This is a genomic window from Pseudomonas serbiensis, from assembly GCF_030580745.1.
GTDB lineage: Bacteria > Pseudomonadota > Gammaproteobacteria > Pseudomonadales > Pseudomonadaceae > Aquipseudomonas > Aquipseudomonas serbiensis.
Window position 1 is genome coordinate 36,781 of record NZ_JAUQOO010000022.1, and the last position, 18,616, is coordinate 55,396.

The window sequence follows — 18,616 nt, forward strand, 5'->3', positions numbered from 1 at the left end:
CAGAGCTTACAGCGCGCAGGCCTTGCTATGCGCTGAGATGGTCGTGGCGAGGCGGCAGGGCTATTCCCGATCGTCGATGTGGTCGATCTGTTTGAAGCGTTCAATCAAGAAGTCGATCAGGTGCCGGACTCGTGCCGAGAGTTGCAGTTGCTGTGGATAGACTGCATAGACGTCCGCGTGGGTGGGCATATGGTTTTCCAGTACGAGGCGCAGTCGTCCGCTACGCACATAACGAGCTATATCCCATTCCGCTCTGAGCAATAACCCATAACCTTCCAGGGCCCAGTTCAAGGCAACCTCGCCGTCATTGCAGCACAGGGCGCCGTGTACCTTTATATTTTCCGTGCGTTCGCCGTTAGCGAATTTCCATACGCCGTAGGGCGATTCATTCTGACGAATAAAGATGCAGTTGTGGTGTTGCAGGTCCGTCAGTTTTTGCGGCGTTCCGTACTTTTCGAGATAGATAGGGGAGGCGCAAAGCAGGCGGCGGTTGGAGGCGATTTTACGCGCGTGGAAGGCAGCGTCTGGCAACGTACCGAAGCGAATGCCCAAATCGAAGCCGTGGGTAGCTAGGTCCAAAGGATGGTCGCTGATCTCTAGCTGAATCTCCACTTCCGGGTACAGGGCGTAGAAGGCGGCCAAGGCGGGTCCGATGTGGCGACGGCCGAAACCGAGCGATGCATTCACCCGTATCAGGCCCTTGGGCGTAGCGCGACGGCTGCTGACGAGCTGTTCTACCTCGTCGATCTGGGTCAGGATGCGGGCGATGTGGGTGTAATACAGTTCACCTTCTGCGGTAAGGCTCATCGAGCGGGTAGTTCGATTAACCAGCCTCACCCCTAACCTTTTCTCCAGCGCGGAAAGTCTTTTACTAATTGCGGGAGGGGTAACGCCAAGCTCTCTGGCGGTTGCGACAAGGCTGCCTTGTTTGGCTAGCAAGTGAAAAAAAGCCAAGTCTTGAGCATTGTTCATGCTTGATTCCAAAGTGTTTTCTGATAAAGAACGGCCGCCACGTTGCCAGGTCGCGGCCGATCTACCAGGTCACTTGATGAAGCGAACCTGAGCGTTGATTTTATCGATGATTGCACCTTTGCGTTCGTTAAATCGCGCTTTGTTTTGTTCGAAAAGGTTATTGCCTTTGGTGTCGATGGAGATGATCAGCGGACCGAACTCCCGGACCCGGTTAACCCAAAGGGTTTCCGGCATTCCAAGATCCTGCCATTCAGCGCGTTCGATCTCCTCCACCTTGGTGGCCGCAAGGACCGCACAACCGCCAGGGAATACGGCATGTACGGCCTTGTTCTCCAGGCAGCCTGCGGTGGTTTCGGGCCCCATGCCACCTTTGCCAATAATCATCTTGACGCCGGTTTCCTCGATGAACTGCTTTTCGAATTTCTCCATTCGCATGCTGGTAGTTGGGCCAATGGACACCATCTCAAAGCTGCCATCATCTTTTTTACGCACAATGGGGCCCGCATGGAAGATTGCCCCGCCGCGCAAATCTACCGGTAGTTCACGTTTGAGCTCGATGAGGCGTCGGTGAGCCACGTCGCGGCAGGTGACCAATTGCCCAGTCAGGTAAACCACGTCGCCGACATTGAGCTCTGCGAGATCTTCGTCCTTGATAGGTGTGTTGAGGACTTTAATCACAGGACTACTCCTTCATGGGAGAGGATGTCGTAGGACAGGTCGGCATTGATGCGGATTTTGCCGCGGCGATGTGCCCAGCAACCGGTGGAGACGGCAACGCCGATGGTCGATGGATGGCGCGCTGAAGACTCGATGTTCACACCCATCACACTGCTGTTGCCGGTCAGGCCCTGTGGGCCGATGCCGACCTCATTGAGGCCTTCCTCAAGAAGCCGTTCCATCAAGGCTGCATTTTCGTTGGGATGGCTGGAGTCGACTGGTCGCAGGATGGCCCGCTTGGATAAACGGGCGGCTGTCTCTACGGAGGTGGACACGCCGACGCCCACCAGCAACGGCGGACAAGCGTTCACGCCGCGGGAGGTAATGACGTCGAAAACAAATTCCGTTACGCCCTCGTAGCCTTGACCAGGCATCAAAACCTTAGCGGAGCCCGGTAGTGTGCAACCGCCGCCAGCCATGTAAACATCGATCATTGCGTAATCGGCGTCCGGGATAATCTCCCAGTCAAGCCACGGAATTTTGGAGCCCGTGTTGGTCCCTGTGTTCTTTTCGACGAAGGTCTCTACGGCGTTATGACGTAGCGGGCCTTTGATGGTTGCTTCCAGAGTTGCATTTTCCAGAATGTTTTCAAGTTCCCCCAATAGCGGGAACTTAGCACCTGCTGCGATGAAGTACTGAATCACGCCGGTGTCCTGGCAGCTCGGTCTGTCGAGCTTGTCAGCATAGTCCTGGTTTTCCGCCATGGAGTCGTAGACGGCGATGGCCAGCGGATTGGTTTCCGCTGCGCGCAGTTGGGCGGTCTTCTTTTTTACGTCGGTCGGCAAGCGCTTACCAATATAGGCAGTAAACTTGGCCATGACGTCAGTCAACGATTCAACGGCTGCTTCTTTATCCACTTCTATTTTCCTCATCGCATCACTAGGCTTATTGGTTTGTATGGCTGGTGGGCCTGTTGAAGAATTTCTAATTATCGTCGGCTGCCTAATCGAGAGTTAAACCAGCGCGTTGTGCTGGTTTAACTCTTTCATCTGGGTTCAGATTTGGATTACAAGCTGGTCTCAAACTTCAAACCTGCGACCCACGCGTCCTTGACTTCACTGACACCGCCGGGGTTACCAACAAACTGGATGTTGGGGCGCACGGTCAGCCATTTGGTGACGCCGAACCCGTAGTAGATTTCCATGTTGGTTTCCGAACCTTGCGTCGGCGTGTAGCGAGGATCGTCATAGTCGCTGACGCCCGCCAGGTCGTTCATTTGTTGCTGGTTATCCTTGTAACGTTCATTTACATGGATATTGGAGATGGCGACGCCGATCTCGTCATTTGGACGGGATTTGAACGGCGCGGTATAGAAGACGCCTGCTTGCACAGAGCGATCAATCATACTGGCGGCTTTGTCATGCACTGTGGCATAGGCAAACACCGACACCCCGCGAGCGGCGAAGTCTGGGTCTTTCCAGACTTGCTGTTGCGCAGCAATCCATGCGCCGTGTTTGCTATCGCGGGATTTGGGCGCGCCATTTTCTTCAGTGTTGACGTCGTTTGCGTTACGGCTGCTGTAATAGGCCCCCACGCGGTATTCCCCTGGCAGCCGCCCGGCCCCCAGCGACGTGGTATGGACCAGCTCGATGGGTATCAGGGCTCCTTCGTTGCCGCTACTGTTGAGTTTGAAACCGTTGCCTATTTCCAGATAGGACGGGTTTTGCTCGTATGCACCAATTTGCGCATAAGTGTTATCGCTCAATGCAACCTTGACCCGGCCCGCCCATTGAGTGATTGGCCAGTTGTAAATGATATCGCCGGCCCAGTTACCCGGCTGCGCGCCGCAGAACGCCAAGTTCTGGAACTTGCAGGGAAAGCTGCCGAAGTCCTCGCCAAAGTTCATGCGGCCCAGTTTGATATCCAGCCCGCCGTCAAAGAATTTCTGACGATACCAGAGTTGCGTGAGGCGCCAGGTCTGGCCGCGTCCGTATACCTCTTGAACCTGACTGATGCCGCCTACCCGAGGATCGGTGATGACATCATTGGTGAGATTGCGCCCGTTACGATCCGATATCGTGAATTGAAAATCAGCGCCTTCCCAACCGAGTATTTTCTCAAGGTCAAAATTGCTCATCAGTGCAAGTTGGTCGGTATACCGCGCCGTGGTGTGCGAGTCGTAGCCACCGGCCAGATTCGTCGCGGCGTCGCCCGTGTAGAGCACGTTAAAGGTATAACCCTTTTCCAGTAATTCTGAGCGTAGGCCGCCCCAGTCTCCCAACATCCAGGGGGACTCGGGATTGAAGGCTTCTTGCGCCTGACTGCTGGTCGCTCCGCAAAGCAGCAGCAGTGCCATTGATATCTTGTTCCGGGTAATGCGGTTCGAGTGGGTAATCATCTTGATCTCTGCTTTTGTTTTTGTTGGTCAGATAATTGAGCGCACCCCGCTGTCGACCGAATACTGAGTATCGGCCTAAGGGTGTTGTGCAATGGCATTGAGTGGTACGACGCGTCTAGTGTTTTTCGGCGATAGCGACCTCTAGGGTTATTAATTGGATATTTGGGGGGCGAAACGCTTAGCTAAGCGGGCTTGGGAAGACAGGCAGAAGATTTTAGAAGTGGCTTTGATGGGGCTGGGCGCAACAGCTCATAGGGGGCAAGAGAACGTGTGCTCATATTTACCTTGGCCATGGAGCGACTCTCCGATTCTGATTGTTATGGAGAAGATTCATTCGTGACTTCGTTATAAATACCTATGAACTTTCACGCTGTGCTGGCTAGCGTTATCGAAAATTCTCAGGTCGGCGTCCTACAGCCGAGTTCTGCTGGATTCGCGCTCATGGGCCCTTGATGGTCGGTCAAGAACGGAATTGATCAGTCAGCATTGGGCATGCGCCCAAGCAGCAATGCTTGCTTTGCTCGACATCAGGCTGTCACCTGCCATTCGCTTGCGTCGTTGTGGCAAATATGCACATGGTGGGATTTTTAGTCAACAGGCTGTTTTTTGTCTGGTTTCCGTTTTTAGCGAAGAGTCTGATGTTTTTACTGACCATATAGACAAATAAATCTCTTAAATTATTGAATTAGTTATATATTTTATAATATGTAAAATATCTGGCTGATGCCTAAAAGCTAATGCTTGTGCATTTATTTTTTTGAAAAAATCTTATTGTGGGATTTATTTGATGAAATTGAAGTATGAATTCATGGGCTGGACCACAGTGAGCTCGTCGTGGCGCGTCTAACCCAAGGCGCTCATTCGTTGGAGATGCGTTGTCAGCGCAGAGCGCAGCCTGGCATGCAGTGGCTGACACCTGGCCGAAACGGATTTTTCAATGATGCGCAAGAGTGCTAGATGTGCGGCAGCCATACGCTGCCGCCTCTTGGAGAAGGGAAGGGGAGGAGCAGAGCCGCGGACGCTGGCTTCTGCGCTGGAGATCGTTGCGGTGAGGCTCAAGCCTATAACGTTATCCGACGGTAACTGCCCAAGCGAATAATCAGTCGCGCCACAAAAGCTCCCGTCAGGATGACCGCAAACAGTCGTAGGGTCTGCATGGCCAATACCAGTCCTACATCGGAGTGCGTGTCCACCGCGATGATTGCCATCGTATCGAGCCCTCCTGGGCTCGTGGCCAGGTAAATCGAGAGGAAGTCCTTGTTCAACACTGCTGCCAACAGCCATGCGGACAATGCGCACAAAGCGATCATCAGGAGCGCTCCCAGTATCATTGCCGGCAATCGCCGCCAGACGTATTTGACGGTCATTCGATCAAAGCGCAAGCCAACGTAGCAACCAATAGCGCCGTAGGCGATAGCGAGTAACCAACTGGGCAGGGTGATATGCAACAGGCCACTGATCTGTAACGCTCCGCCCAACATTAGCGGCATCAGCAGCGCACCGGCCGGCAATCGATTTCCCAACGCCACACCGATTAGTAGAGTGACGATTGTGAGGCCCAGATGCAGCAGGCCGAAGCTTTGCAACGCGACGTCTGCAGCATGCACCTCGCTTCCTCCGACCGGTGCTTCCAGCAAGTTGCTCACCAACGCACCGATCATTACCACGCACACCACGCGCACATATTGCATAGTGGCGACTACTCGGGAATCGGCACCGTATTCGTCAGCCATCAAGACTATGGCAGAAGCTGCGCCTGGCGATGTACCCCAAGCTGCGGTACTGGCCGGGATGCCCATCCACACCAACGCAAGCCCCACCAGCGCGCTAAGGCTGACCGTCACCACGGTCGCAAACAGCATCATTGGCCAGGACTGTGCTATCGAAACGAGTACGGCGAGTGTCATCGAATGAGCGACAAGAATGCCGATGCAGCCCTGGCCAAGCTTGAAGGCGTAGCGGTGCAGTCGAATGCTCGCACCGCATACGCCGAACATGATGGCAACCAGCATAGGCCCCAGGAATTGGCCTGCGGGCACCTCTAGAAACCTCAGCAACTGACCGCCCGCTCCAGCCAACAGTGCAAGCGCCAACCATTGAAGCGGCGCGGGGTAGATATGCAGGGAAAATCTGGCAGAAGAAGACAAGAGTCGTACTCCAAAACGCTGGTCGCCGCGGGGGCGTGGCATCGCTATCGATGTGCTGATAATTATTGATACCTGGTTTGATAAAGTCTATTTTCTAATATCGATTGATTGATAACTTTGGTTGATGGATATGGATCTGCGTGATCTTGCCTATTTTGAAATCATCGCCGAGTTGGGGCACCTGGGCCGGGCTGCGCAAAAGCTCAACCGCAGTCAGCCTGCGCTGTCTAAAAGCATCCAGCGGCTTGAGGAGTCTCTAGGGACCCGGCTGTTCGAGCGCGATGGGCGGCGGATTAAGCTCACCCCAGTGGGAGAGTTGCTAAAAGTGCGTGGCAAACAGCTGCAGCAGAGCGTTGCCGAAACCCAGCGAGAAATACGTGATTTTGCAAACGGTGTGATGGGAAACATTCGCTTGGGCTGCGCTGCCTCCATGGCTGATCACCTGCTCCCACACCTGACCGCGACACTGCTTTCGCGTGCGCCGCAGATCACCTTGAACTTGGTGATCGGCCAAGACGATTTACTGCGCGAATCACTGTTCTCCGGGAGGCTGGATATGGTGATTTGCCCACAATACGAAGCGGATCCGCTATTGCAGTTTCATGCCTTGTTTGACGACGAGGCGGTGGTGGTCGCCAGCCGTCATCATCCATTATTCAGCGCCGGCTATGAGTTACGCGATTTGTGTCAGTACCAATGGGTGTTGCCGGCCTCCACTGTGCCGGCGCGGCGCTGGATAGACAATGCGTTCCAGTCCAGGGATCTGCCTTTACCTCAGGTACAGATCGAAACCACCTCAATCTCTTTGTTACCACGCCTGATTGGCGAAACCAACCTGCTGAGCTTTCTAGCCAGGGAGACCCTCGAAGACGTCAAGGGGGTCACGCACCTTCGTGAGGTGAGACTGAAGGAAACCACGATGAAACGTACTATCGTCGTGTTCGTCCGCGCGGGCGCCTATTTATCGCCGGCCGCACAAATGTTGCTGAGCGTCCTTAAAGACGATGGAACCATTTTATTGGGCTAGCGGATGCTCTTGGCAGCCGCTTGCATCGATCGGGCCTATCAAGCCGGCGAGGACTGGGTGAGCCGCTCACCGTTTCCAACCACCAGTGCTGCCAGGATGAGCAGTGCGCTGCCGCCGATTAGAGGGGCAGCCACCGACACATGATCCAATAGGCTCCCGCCGAACGCGCCGCCGATCATGATCGCCATCTGAATAGCTGCAACCATCAACCCACCGCCGGTTTCTGGCTCATCGCTCACTTCTTTGGCCAGCCAGGTCGACCAGCATACCGGGATGGCTGAGTACAGCATCCCCCAGCCAAACATCATGATGGCGGCGGCAGCGAAGATGTATCCGAGCTCGGCCAAAGCTACCGTCATGACAGCCAGGGCCACTGGCAACCAGCGCAACAGTTGAAAGAGAAACTGTTTTTCCAGCAGCCGACTGACGAGGTATGTACCTCCGAAACCGGCGATACCCAGGCTTAAGAGCAAAACCGACAGTTGGGTCGAGTCAACGCCAGTGACTTGTTCCAGAAATGGGCGCAAGTAGGTGAAGGCGGTAAACGTACCACCGAAAGTCAGCATGGCGGCCAGCAGACCGAACATTACATTTCTGCGTTTCAGTACGCCGAACAGCCTGGAAAGGGGAATGGTTTTTTCTGGCTGCATCTTGGGCAAGCTTTTGTATTGCCAGATCACGTTAATGATGACAATCGGCACCAGCGCAGCGAACACGAAGCGCCATCCCAAATGGCCTCCCACGTAAGCCCCAATCGGCGCGGCAAATGCAGCGGCCACCGAATGCCCCATGTAAATCATGCCTAAGGCTTTAGGCACCGAATCCTCGGGGACTATTCGCAGGACAGTGGCAGTGGATAAAGCCCAGAAGCCGCCGATGGCGACCCCCAAGAAGGCTCGGGCAATCATCAACCAAGTGAAGCCAGGCGCCAGAGCGATGACTACCAGCGAAACAAGCATCAGCACGGTCATTGAAATCAGGACATGACGTCTATCGAAGCGTCCGGCGATAGAGGCGATGCAGAGGCTTGCCACCACCGCAAAGAAACCGGAAATGGAAATCGCCTGTCCAGCCATCCCTTGAGAAGTATGAAGGTCGTTGGCGATTGGAGTCAGCAGACTCACGGGCATGAACTCTGCCGCGATCAACAGAGCGACGCAGAGTGTCAAAGACCCCACGGCGCTCCAGATCCGGCTATCGGCCTGGGCCGAAGTAAAAGTTGAGGTAGTCATCGTTGTTCCCATGAAATAGCCAATACACAACGCCCCCAAACGTTTGGGGCACTGCGCAAATGGACGAATGAATGCAAGGAAATTGAGAACGCCAGGGATTGACCCGGCGGGCGATGGGTCACTGCCTCATCGCGAATTGTTTGAGGTGGAATGATAGGGTGCTAAGGATGATCTGTAATGATCTGAAATCCGAAAGCACCTATGAATGCTGGCGAATAATTCAGCTGCGTAAAGGACGCATATTCAGCAATCAGTTCGGCTTCGATTTCCCTCTGTCGGGGTTCTACAGATTGAAGCAGACGTTCCCAGTCTCTGTGATGGAAACACTGCGGTTCGTTCGTGTGAGAAGGCGAACGCTAACCCAGGCTTCCTTCTCTGGATGCTACGACTGAGCGCCGACTGAGTTATTCCTGTGATTATCGCGTTGGGCATTTCGGGAGGTTGTTCAAGACACTTCCAGGATTGGGAGCATCACTTGCACCTACCGGAACCCAGTTAAGATTCTGATTCGTAACTCAAGGTTATGTATGTAGTGATTTTGAGTCGACTCTGCTTCTTTTTGCGCTCCATATAATTGGCTCACGACCCCGCCTGGCCAGTCCGGTATGGCGGGTTGCAAGAGCCAAAACAAGAGCGGAGATGAAAATGAGCGCGTACAAAATTGCTGCAGTTCCCGGTGATGGCATTGGTGTTGAAGTCATTGCAGCGGGCGTCGAGGTGCTCGAGGCACTGTCAAAAAAATCCGGTTTCGATTTGCAGTTCAAACACTTCGATTGGAATTCGGACAATTACCTGAAAAACGGTTACTACATCCCTGAGAACGGCCTTGAGGAACTGAAAACATTCGACGCCATCTTCTTTGGCGCTGTCGGTGCGCTTAATGTGCCTGACCACATTTCTCTCTGGGGCCTGCGCCTGCCGATTTGCCAGGGCTTTGACCAATACGCCAATGTGCGTCCAGCCCGTGTGTTGCCAGGGGTAAAAAGCCCGCTGATCAACGGCGACCAAATTGATTGGGTGGTGGTCCGGGAAAATTCCGAAGGCGAGTACTCCGGCAATGGCGGTCGTGTCCACCGTGGTCTGCCAGAAGAAGTGGCGACTGAAGTGTCTGTCTTCACGCGGGCCGGTGTTGAGCGTATCCATCGCTTTGCTTTTCAGTTGGCCCAGAGCCGTCCACGCAAGCACCTGACGATGGTCACCAAGTCGAATGCCCAACGCCACGGTATGGTGTTGTGGGACGAGATTTTTTACGAAGTGGCCAAGGATTTTCCGGACGTAAAAATCGACAAAGAGTTGGTCGATGCGGTGACGACTCGCATGGTTCTCAAACCTTCGACCTTGGACGTCATCGTGGCGACCAATCTGCACGCCGACATCCTGTCCGATCTGGCTGCGGCGTTGTCCGGTAGCCTGGGCATCGCTCCGACGGCTAACCTTAATCCTTCACGCAAGTTTCCATCGATGTTCGAGCCGATCCATGGCTCTGCCTTCGACATCACTGGCAAAGGCGTGGCCAACCCGATTGCAACGTTCTGGACGGCAGCGATGATGCTCGAACATCTGGGTGAAGTGGACGCCGCAAACCGCTTGATGTCGGCCATCGAAGCGGTGACTGAAAGCGGCCTGCATACACCTGATCTCGGTGGTAAAGCCACTACTCGGCAGATCACCGACGCGGTACTTGAACTGATCAATCGCTGATTTCACTACTGGTAAAACTGCAGCCGAAAGCCAAGGGCGGATCATCGATCCGCCCTTGGCTTATCCGCAGTTTGATTTATATGCTCCTCGCTCAAGTCTCCACTCGCGTCCCTCTTCAGACAAAACGCAAATGCGAAGTCAGCCCGTGGCATCGACGAGTTCTATATCGGCAAAAACCGCTGGGACGCGTTGATAAGCTCAGAGATATATGCGGCGGTTTCGGTTTCGGTTTCGGACGAAACGGGGCGGCGGCCAGGGGCGGTTTGGGGCGGGCGTCATTTGGGTTCTGGCGAACGTGACGCTGGGCCATGAATGGCGTCGCTGCCGAACCATAAGGCCCGGCAGCGAAATCTCAATGCGACGATGTGTGGGCTTCAGATTCCCGCAGTCTGACCACCGTCAATGACCATGGCATGGCCGGTGACGAAACCTGCCTGTTCGGAGCAGAGCCACAGGACGGTATTGGCAATTTCCTCGGGGCGACCCATACGACCAATCGGTTCCTGTGCAATCACGCGAGCGCGGCCTTGTTCGGTATCACCAGTGAAGCGAGAGATCATATCGGTATCGATAATTCCAGGGCACAGGGCATTCACTCGAATACCTTGGGAGGCATGTTCCAGAGCTGCGCATTTACTGATGGCGGTGACGCCGTACTTTGAAGCGCAGTAAGCCGATTGCCCTTGGATCGCCAATACTCCGGCCCCAGAGGAGGTGTTAACGATCGCACCGCCTCCATTCGTCAACATGATATCGATCTGGTGCTTCATGCACAGATAGACACTCTTCAGGTTGACCGCGAGCACGCGGTCCCAGAGGTCTTCGTCGATGTCTTTGAGCTTGTTCACGGGTTGCTCGATGCCGGCGTTATTGAAAGCGCAGTCGAGCCCTCCAAAAGTCGCCACGGTTTTATCCAGAGCCGCTTTGATACCCTTGCTGCTCGTCACATCGCAGGGGATGGTGAGGACCCGACCACCAAACGCTTCGATGAGTGCGGCGGTTTCTTGTAGACCTTTTTCTGAAATGTCTACAGCCGTAACGCTGGCACCGGCTTTGGCGAATGCGATGGCCGTGGCGCGGCCGATGCCGCTACCGGCGCCGGTAACAAATGCAACTTTGCCGGTATAGGTCCCTGCGGTAGATAGGGTCATGGTGCTGTCCTCTTGATTTGTTTTTTACTGAAGGGTTCGAGCAGAGATTGGGGCCAGTGCCTCGCCTTCTGTTACAGTGGCGGGGCTCCGGTCTCGGTCATAGGGTCACTTGGATTTGGCTTTGCTTCGGCTATTGCCAACGGTGTATAGCGCGGCAGCACCAATGAGCACGATGCCCTCGATCAACCCCTGATAATTCGCCCCCAGATTCAAGATGTTGAAGCCGTTGGTGAGCGAGTAAAGCAGCAGTGCCCCAGCCAGGGTTTTAATAACACTGCCGGCGCCGCCAAACAGCGAAGTGCCGCCCAGAATTGCCGCCGCGATAACAGCCAATTCAGCACCACTCAGGGCTGCGGGGTTGATGGAGCGCAGGCGGCTCGCAAAAAGGATCCCGGCAAAGCCCGCCGCGGCGCTGCACAACACGAAGGCAACCAACTTGTAACGGACAACATTGATACCGGAGAGGCGGGCGGCTTCGGCATTGCCGCCGACGGCGTAAAGGCGACGGCCTACCATGGTGAAACTCAGCGTCACCCAAACGATGGTGGTGAAAATCGCCATGTAGATGACCGGTTTCGGCAGCATGATTTTGCCCCCGGCGCCCCAGCTCATTGCTAGCAGGCAGAGGCCGCCCAGAGCCATTCCGAGCATGGCTGGTGTCAAGGGTCTCGCCGCTTTTCGTGCCCGCACCGCTTGCAGGGTGCTGATGCCGAGCAGTACCGCACCCAGGAGGATTGCAACCACGCCAGCGTCCAGGCGACCCGACTCGAACGCTTTCATGGCTTCGATGACTTCGGGTTTTTGCACAGACAGAGATTGGCCGTCAGTGAAAATCAAAACCGCGCCGCGTAGCGCAGTCATGGTGCCGAGGGTAACAATAAAAGCATTGATACCCACGAATTGCACGATGGACCCGTTCAGCAAGCCGGCGCAAATGGCGACCGTCATCGAAAAGGCGCATGCGGGCCAGAAGCCCAGCTGATCGGCGAAACCGATAAGAATCGCGGCCGAAAGCGCCGCGACCGACGCGACTGACAAATCGAAATTACCGCTGATCAATATGACCGTCATGGCCACGGCCATAATGGCGATGAGTGAGGACTGATAGACGATATTGGTAATGTTCAAAACGCTGAGATAGTTGGATTTCCCCAGGTAAGTCGTGATACACGATAGGCCAACCAGCAATAGCAGCAATGCATAATAGACACCCATTTCACGCAGGCTGAAGAGGCGTCGCCAATCAACCTGACGATAGACAGGCGCGGGCGGTGGCGGTGTTACATTTTGACTGGCGAGCCGCACCGGTTCGATTTTTGGTTGAGTTGTTGTACTCATTGTTTTTATCTCTATAGCTAGATTGTCCATTGCTCAGTGACCTCTGCTTTCAGGAGTAACGCATTTACCGCCAGCGAGCAGGAGCAGTTCATGTTCCGATGTTTCATGGACGGGGCGCTCCGCGACACAGCATCCATCGCGCATGACGATGATGCGATCACTGACGGCGAGCAGTTCTTCAAACTCTGACGACACGACGATGATGGCTTTGCCTTCTGCGGCAAGCCGACGGATCAGGAAGATGATCTCGGTCTTTGCACCGATATCGATGCCGGCGGTTGGCTCGTCCAAAAGAAGCACCTTGACGTCGCTGAATAACCACTTCGCAATCGTCACCTTCTGGGCATTGCCGCCACTGAGTTCGCTGACGAGAATGTCAGGCGAACTGGCCTTGATGGAGAGTTGTTGGATGGCATCCCAGCCACGGTTCAGTTCACGTTGCTCGTTGGGAAGGCAATTGAATGCCGACACGGAATTCAAGGCGGGCAGGGAAGTGTTACGCCAGATCTCGAAATCCGGTACCAGGCCCTGCTTTATACGATCTTCCGGCACCAGGCCTATGCCTGCTTTCACGGAAGCCCCGGTGCTGCGCCCAATCTCCCGGCCATTGAGTATGACCTTGCCTGAGGCATGCGGGTCGGCGCCGAATGCTGCGTGCAGCAGTTCGCTTCGACCTGAGCCCAGAAGACCAGCTATCCCTATGACCTCGCCTGCTGCGAGTTTCAGCGATATCGGGTGCAGCTTGCCCGAGGAAGAGACGTTCTGCAGTTCCAGCACGGTTCGGGATGGATCGGCGCAACTGTTGCGTTGAGCGGTCGCACGCGCTTGTTTGGCAATGGGTTTGCCGACAATGGCTTCGGCTAAAAGATTTTCGTCCAGATCGCAGGTGTTGGCTCGCATGGCTGCGACCCCATCACGCAGGACCGTGACGCAGTCTGTCAGAGCTATGACTTCGTCCAGGAAGTGCGAGACGAAGAGAATCGCTTTGTTTTCTACTTTTGACAGGCGGCGGACAGTGTCATAGACAATTTCCCGCTCCTCTGTAGCCAGAGAGGCGGTTGGCTCGTCCATGACAATCAAGTCCGCACCCGTGGCAAAGGCTTGGTAAATCGCTGCCATCTGGCGCTGACCTATCGAGAGGTCGCACACCTTGCTATCGGCATCCAGTCTGTAGCCGACGCGCTGGCAGAGCTCATCAAAGCGCTCGCGCATCGAATTGGGATAGCGCCACGTGCCGTTCTTTCCGAGAAAGACGTTTTCGATCACGGAGAGGGTGGGCACGAGCGGTATATGTTGGTGGATGGTGGCTACGCCCATGTCGTTGGCCACCTTTGGACTCGCCCACGTCACTGGCTTGCCGCGCCAGACAATTTCACCGCTCGTGGGAGCATTCGCGCCGGACAGGATCTTTATCAGGGTCGACTTGCCAGCGCCGTTGGCGCCAAGCAATCCGTGAACCTTGCCCCTCGCAATGTCGAGATCGACGCCGCGCAGTGCGACAGTCCCGTTTGGGTATTCTTTCGCAACCCCTTGGAGCCGCATGAGAAGCGTTTCTTGATGAGTCATCTCGATAATCCGTTTTTGTTCTTTGTTATCGGCTTATATAAAGCGGCTTACCACTTGTCGGGGCAGGCGTTGAGCGTGTCTTTGGTCAGCAATGGCAGGTCGTAGGTCACGTACTTGCCTTTCGGTGTTTCCGGATGGGTCACAGACTCATAAAGAGACTTGAAGAGAAGTTCGCCGAGCAGCTTGGGACGCACACAGACCGATGCATTGATTTCGCCAGCCGCGATCCCGGTAGACCCGACCTTGGAACCGCCCCCTGTTGCGACCAGGGCGATTTCTGAACCTTGGGCAGCCAAGGCGCGTGCGCAACCAATGGCCATGTCCTCGGCCTGACTAAAGATGAGGTCGAGGTCTGGATGGGCAGTCAGCATGTTCTGGCAAACGCGCTCGCCCTGCTCAGGCGTCCAGTCGGTGGGCTGAGACGCAACAATTTCATATTTCGCGCCGGCTTTTTTCAGGCCCGTCTTGAAGCCCTCGGTGAGCTGCTTGACCACGGCGTAGCCAGGTACGCCTTCGACGACTGCGATTTTTGCGACACGGTCTTTAGGCAACAGCGTCGCTGCGTGCTCACCGGCCACTTCGCCAGCGCGGATGTCATCGGTGGTAACCAAGGCAACAAGTTGTTCGTAGGGCTTGTTGATCGCCCGTTCCTGAGGGTCACCTACCATCACGGCAACCGCAGCCACGGGAATGTCGTGGTCTACGATCTTGTCGACGAAAGATTGCGCCACCACCGAATCCAGGGGCAGAAAACCGATAGCGTCGACGCGCTGCGCGATCATGTCGTCGAGCGCATTGCCCTGCTTCTCGACGCTGCCTCGCGGGTCGATGATGACTGCTTTTACGCCGGCAGCTTTGGCTGCGGCTTCGAAGCCCTTAGCGGTCGCTACGTTGTAGGGATAGGCGAGGTTGCCTGGAACATAGCCGAAGGTCAGCTCGGCAGCGTTACTGACGGTGGCAGTCACTGCCAGGACGGCGGGGATCATGTGTTTGAAAAGCGCACGGATAGTGTGGTTTTGGCGCACGCTGAAATTCTTATTCGGCATTTATAGCTCCCTGAAACTTGTCGAAACGTTGTTGTTTTTGTGTTTTGCGTCAGGTCTTTCTTGGTTTTGCCTTGGTAAAGCACGCATTTCCAATCACGAAACTCAGAGGGCGAACCGCCGTGATGCGCACGACACATTCATCCGATCTGCAGGCGCTTTTGCGTGAATACCTGCCCTACCGGTTGGAGGGTGGATTTCTCGCTAGGCACATTCGAGTCAATTTTGCGTTGCTCAAAATCAACATATCCCTGATTGTGGGATTGCGCAACAGATTTTGATTCGATCATTTCCTGGTTCGGGTCTACCGTCTGGCGGGGCACAGCGCCGCGCCGAATCGCTGCACCATCGGAGCGCTCGCTATTTGTAAGAGGCGGTTGGCGTCGGGAGTCCTACAGTCATTCCCAACGATTAAGGTGCCAAGCCTTGGGAACAGGCAACCCAATCATGTTTTACGATCACACCGAAGCACGAGTGATGTGTGGCTTCAGGCGTCTCGCCGGGCCTTTGAGGACAATGATAATGAGCCGTCCACGATGCCGATAACCTACGCAGAACTCACCTGTTTGCCGGATTTACAGGCCAGCTTTGGATGTCTGTAAATTAATTAATCCCATTTATTGACACAATTTTTATTGTTCGATAGGGTTTGTGACAGCAGGTGGTTTTCATTGGGCTTCGCTCGGTGGTCTGCACAGATCGCATTCGCTCTACCGTTTTTCATCTAAAAATAAAAGAAAGGGCAGGCAGAACATGCAAGAGCTAAAGGCGCATCGCTTCGCTGATGATTTCGTCTTCCTTGAGGCTCCTCGGTGGTACGACGGTTGCCTGTGGGTGCCAGACGTCTTTGACTCGATTCTCTACCAAGTCGACGTGAGCGGGCGCCGGCTTGTGCTGAAAGACAATTTGCCACCGCGGCCTAATAGTCTCGGATTCCTGTCTGATGGAACTCCTCTTATCGTGTCATCCGTCGCTCGCCAGATATTGAAGCTGGTGGATGGAGAGTTGCTTGTACACGCTGACCTCTCGAAGTGGGCCACTGGTGATTTGAATGATTTCGCGGTGGCCGACAATGGCTGTCTCTATGTCGGCAATTTTGGCTATGACCTGTTCATGGGCGAAGAGAAGCGCGAAACCTCTCTCCATATCGTCGAGCTGGATGGCACCGTCAGCCACGGTAGCGATGGCGTCGAATTCCCCAATGGCGCGGTAATTCTTAATCATGGGCGAACGCTGGTGGTCGCAGAAACCTGGCGCGGCCGGCTGACGGCATTTGATCGTGCGCTGGATGGATCTTTGTCCAATCGCCGGCTATTTGCCGACATCGCAGGACGAGAGCCGGACGGTATGTGCGCCGATGCAGAAGGCGGTGTTTGGGTTTGCTCGTTCAATACAGGGGAAGTTTTGCGGGTCTTGGAGGGAGGGGAAATCACACATCGTTTGCATTTCCCAGGTAGCGCCGTTGCCTGCGAACTGGGCGGTGAGGACGGCCATACCCTCTTTATTACTACCTATGATGGCACGATCCCTGACCAGCAAGCGCGCAAGCGACTTGGGGCGCTTAACCAAGTGCAAGTCGACATTCCTCGTGCTGGATCCTGAACAACGAAGCCAGATCGGCTGCTGATAACAACGGTTTGCGGTTAGGGCATCCCATGGTTGAGCCCGGGCAGGCATCGCCTGTTCGTTGCTACCAGGTTTGAAAGAGCGAGGAATAGGGTCAATGCAGATTTATGATTACATCGTTGTCGGTGCTGGATCTTCCGGCTGTCCGGTTGCGCGCGGCTTGTCTGACGACCCACAGAACAGCGTCCTGCTAATCGAGGCGGGTCCCGCGGCAGATCGTTTCTGGGTCAACACGCCGGCAGGAATGGGCAAGCTGTATTTTAACAAGCTGTTGAACTGGAACTTTCGCACCGCGCCGATGGACAAGCTCCAAGGGCGCGAAATGTACTGGCCTCGAGGCAAATTGCTCGGTGGATCCAGCTCCATCAACGGCATGGTATTCATTCGCGGGCATCAGAAAGATTTTGACGGCTGGCGTGCCCTGGGCAACCCAGGCTGGGGCTATGAAGATGTTTTGCCCTACTTCAAAAAAATGGAGAATTTCGAGCGGGGCGGCGACCGATACCGGGGAGCGAATGGTCCGCTATGGATCAGCGATCCGATCGTCAAGGAAAAGAGTAGCTACGACTTTATAGAGGCCGCGAACCGTATCGGTATCCCGGTGACCGAGGACATGAACGGCGCTGTGCATGATGGCGTGGGTTTCATGCAGCATAACATCCAGGACGGACAGCGGATGTCGACTTACCGGGCATTTATCGAGCCGGTCATTGAACGACCGAACCTGACGGTTCGAACCGGATGCGAACTGCAGCGCGTTTTATTCGATGGACGCACCGCCGTCGGCGTAGAGGTTTTGAAGGGCGGTCGTTTGGAAAGGATCTATGCGGCGCGTGAGGTGATCTTGTCAGCGGGTTCACTGAAGACTCCGCAGATGCTCATGCTATCGGGTGTTGGCCCACGGGCTGAACTGGAAAAGCACGCGATACCTGTGGTCCTGGATTCCCCGGGGGTGGGGCAGAACCTGCAGGATCACTTCTATATTCACACAGGTTGGCGTTGCACCCCAGACAGTTCGTACAACGCCAACCTCGTAGGCCTGCGAAAGTACTGGGAAGGCTTTCGTTACCTGATGACCCGCAAAGGTTATCTTGCCCTCGGCTCTTCCCAGGTAGCGGCGTTCGTTAAAAGTAGCCCGGACGAGGACTATGCTGATCTCCAAATCAGCTTCAGGCCCATGACCTTTCAATACTTCCCTGACGGCACGGTTGACGTTGAAAAGCATCCTGGCCTCGGGGTGTCGGTCTATCAGTTGCGTCCCAGCACCACGGGAACAGTGACGTTGCGTTCGACCAACCGGTCGGACCCGGCCGATTACACACCCAATTTCCTGAGCAGCGATTACGACGTCAATGCCGTGATCAGTGGTGTGCGCTGGATACGCAAAATCATGAACAGCGAGCCCATCAAGTCCCGGGTGGTCGCCGAAGAACTGCCGGGGCCCCATGTCCGTACGGATGAAGATATTTATAACTACCTGGTCGAAACCGGCAACTCGGCCCACCACCAGGGCGGCACCTGCAAGATGGGTAACGACGCCATGGCGGTGGTGGACGAACGACTGCGTGTCCGTGGTATCGAGCGACTGCGGGTGGTAGATGCTTCGATCATGCCATTCATCACGTCGGGCAACACCAATGCGCCGTCCATCATGATAGGTGTGAAAGCCGCCGACCTGATTCGTGAAGATGCGCTGGCGCGCCGCGCAAGCAGCTCCCTGGCCGAAACTAATTGAGCGAGTCGGTGAACACCGTGTCG

At 55.1% G+C, this 18,616-nt stretch carries 14 protein-coding genes; 4 read left to right on the forward strand and 10 right to left on the reverse strand.

The window, feature by feature from the left end; genetic code table 11:
* Positions 1–60: 60 nt before the first annotated feature.
* The 5 genes from Q6A51_RS23215 to Q6A51_RS23235 all read right to left on the reverse strand — a co-directional run bounded on the left by Q6A51_RS23215 (position 61) and on the right by Q6A51_RS23235 (position 6,174).
* Positions 61–972: a LysR family transcriptional regulator gene (locus tag Q6A51_RS23215; protein WP_095058162.1), complete on the reverse strand. Its 912-nt coding sequence runs from the start codon at positions 970–972 to the stop codon at positions 61–63.
* A gap of 69 nt (positions 973–1,041) precedes the next feature.
* Positions 1,042–1,650 (reverse strand): L(+)-tartrate dehydratase subunit beta, encoded by a 609-nt coding sequence (gene ttdB, locus Q6A51_RS23220; RefSeq protein ID WP_048392943.1) that lies wholly within the window; start codon positions 1,648–1,650, stop codon positions 1,042–1,044.
* Positions 1,647–2,546 carry a L(+)-tartrate dehydratase subunit alpha gene (gene ttdA / locus Q6A51_RS23225; RefSeq protein ID WP_172898744.1) on the reverse strand — a complete coding sequence of 300 codons (900 nt, stop codon included), beginning with the start codon at positions 2,544–2,546 and terminating at the stop codon, positions 1,647–1,649. Before ttdA ends, ttdB begins: the two co-directional genes overlap by 4 nt.
* 149 nt (positions 2,547–2,695) lie before the next feature.
* Entirely contained in the window at positions 2,696–4,027 is a 1,332-nt protein-coding gene (locus Q6A51_RS23230; RefSeq protein WP_095973882.1) for a carbohydrate porin, read from the reverse strand.
* Positions 4,028–5,088: 1,061 nt separating this feature from the next.
* Positions 5,089–6,174 (reverse strand): AbrB family transcriptional regulator, encoded by a 1,086-nt coding sequence (locus Q6A51_RS23235; RefSeq protein ID WP_095973883.1) that lies wholly within the window; start codon positions 6,172–6,174, stop codon positions 5,089–5,091.
* A gap of 130 nt (positions 6,175–6,304) precedes the next feature.
* Between Q6A51_RS23235 and Q6A51_RS23240 the strand changes: the two genes are divergently transcribed.
* Entirely contained in the window at positions 6,305–7,201 is an 897-nt protein-coding gene (locus tag Q6A51_RS23240; protein WP_304575827.1) for a LysR family transcriptional regulator, read from the forward strand.
* A gap of 38 nt (positions 7,202–7,239) precedes the next feature.
* Here Q6A51_RS23240 and Q6A51_RS23245 read toward each other — a convergent pair whose 3' ends face one another.
* A complete protein-coding gene (locus tag Q6A51_RS23245) occupies positions 7,240–8,433 on the reverse strand; it encodes an MFS transporter (RefSeq protein WP_304575828.1) in 1,194 nt (397 codons plus the stop codon).
* Positions 8,434–9,078: 645 nt separating this feature from the next.
* Here Q6A51_RS23245 and Q6A51_RS23250 point away from each other — a divergent pair.
* Positions 9,079–10,134: a tartrate dehydrogenase gene (locus Q6A51_RS23250; protein ID WP_048393611.1), complete on the forward strand. Its 1,056-nt coding sequence runs from the start codon at positions 9,079–9,081 to the stop codon at positions 10,132–10,134.
* A gap of 374 nt (positions 10,135–10,508) precedes the next feature.
* Here the strand turns inward: Q6A51_RS23250 and Q6A51_RS23255 are convergent, their stop codons facing one another.
* The 4 genes from Q6A51_RS23255 to Q6A51_RS23270 all read right to left on the reverse strand — a co-directional run bounded on the left by Q6A51_RS23255 (position 10,509) and on the right by Q6A51_RS23270 (position 15,235).
* Positions 10,509–11,285, reverse strand: a complete 777-nt coding sequence (locus Q6A51_RS23255) for a glucose 1-dehydrogenase (RefSeq protein ID WP_048392950.1) — start codon at positions 11,283–11,285, stop codon at positions 10,509–10,511.
* A gap of 105 nt (positions 11,286–11,390) precedes the next feature.
* Complete coding sequence (locus tag Q6A51_RS23260) at positions 11,391–12,653, reverse strand: ABC transporter permease (protein WP_218232077.1); 1,263 nt, start codon at positions 12,651–12,653, stop codon at positions 11,391–11,393.
* A gap of 3 nt (positions 12,654–12,656) precedes the next feature.
* Positions 12,657–14,189 carry a sugar ABC transporter ATP-binding protein gene (locus Q6A51_RS23265; RefSeq protein ID WP_048392955.1) on the reverse strand — a complete coding sequence of 511 codons (1,533 nt, stop codon included), beginning with the start codon at positions 14,187–14,189 and terminating at the stop codon, positions 12,657–12,659.
* A 47-nt stretch (positions 14,190–14,236) separates the two neighbouring features.
* The gene (locus Q6A51_RS23270) at positions 14,237–15,235 is read right to left on the reverse strand and encodes a sugar ABC transporter substrate-binding protein (RefSeq protein ID WP_304575829.1); all 999 of its coding nucleotides are present in this window, start codon (positions 15,233–15,235) and stop codon (positions 14,237–14,239) included.
* 750 nt (positions 15,236–15,985) lie between these two features.
* On the opposite strand from Q6A51_RS23270, the gene Q6A51_RS23275 reads away from it, so the two are divergent.
* Both Q6A51_RS23275 and Q6A51_RS23280 read left to right on the forward strand, forming a co-directional pair.
* Complete coding sequence (locus Q6A51_RS23275; RefSeq protein WP_048392957.1) at positions 15,986–16,834, forward strand: SMP-30/gluconolactonase/LRE family protein; 849 nt, start codon at positions 15,986–15,988, stop codon at positions 16,832–16,834.
* 121 nt (positions 16,835–16,955) lie between these two features.
* Entirely contained in the window at positions 16,956–18,593 is a 1,638-nt protein-coding gene (locus Q6A51_RS23280; protein ID WP_304575830.1) for a GMC family oxidoreductase, read from the forward strand.
* The last annotated feature ends 23 nt before the right edge of the window (positions 18,594–18,616 follow it).

Coding starts and splice junctions, on each gene's coding strand:
- Q6A51_RS23215 (WP_095058162.1), bottom strand. CDS start 972: ATGAACAATGCTCAAGACTTGGCTTTTTTTCACTTGCTAGCCAAACAA.
- Q6A51_RS23230 (WP_095973882.1), bottom strand. CDS start 4,027: ATGATTACCCACTCGAACCGCATTACCCGGAACAAGATATCAATGGCA.
- Q6A51_RS23240 (WP_304575827.1), top strand. CDS start 6,305: ATGGATCTGCGTGATCTTGCCTATTTTGAAATCATCGCCGAGTTGGGG.
- Q6A51_RS23245 (WP_304575828.1), bottom strand. CDS start 8,433: ATGACTACCTCAACTTTTACTTCGGCCCAGGCCGATAGCCGGATCTGG.
- Q6A51_RS23250 (WP_048393611.1), top strand. CDS start 9,079: ATGAGCGCGTACAAAATTGCTGCAGTTCCCGGTGATGGCATTGGTGTT.
- Q6A51_RS23255 (WP_048392950.1), bottom strand. CDS start 11,285: ATGACCCTATCTACCGCAGGGACCTATACCGGCAAAGTTGCATTTGTT.
- Q6A51_RS23260 (WP_218232077.1), bottom strand. CDS start 12,653: ATGGACAATCTAGCTATAGAGATAAAAACAATGAGTACAACAACTCAA.
- Q6A51_RS23265 (WP_048392955.1), bottom strand. CDS start 14,189: ATGACTCATCAAGAAACGCTTCTCATGCGGCTCCAAGGGGTTGCGAAA.
- Q6A51_RS23270 (WP_304575829.1), bottom strand. CDS start 15,235: ATGCCGAATAAGAATTTCAGCGTGCGCCAAAACCACACTATCCGTGCG.
- Q6A51_RS23275 (WP_048392957.1), top strand. CDS start 15,986: ATGCAAGAGCTAAAGGCGCATCGCTTCGCTGATGATTTCGTCTTCCTT.
- Q6A51_RS23280 (WP_304575830.1), top strand. CDS start 16,956: ATGCAGATTTATGATTACATCGTTGTCGGTGCTGGATCTTCCGGCTGT.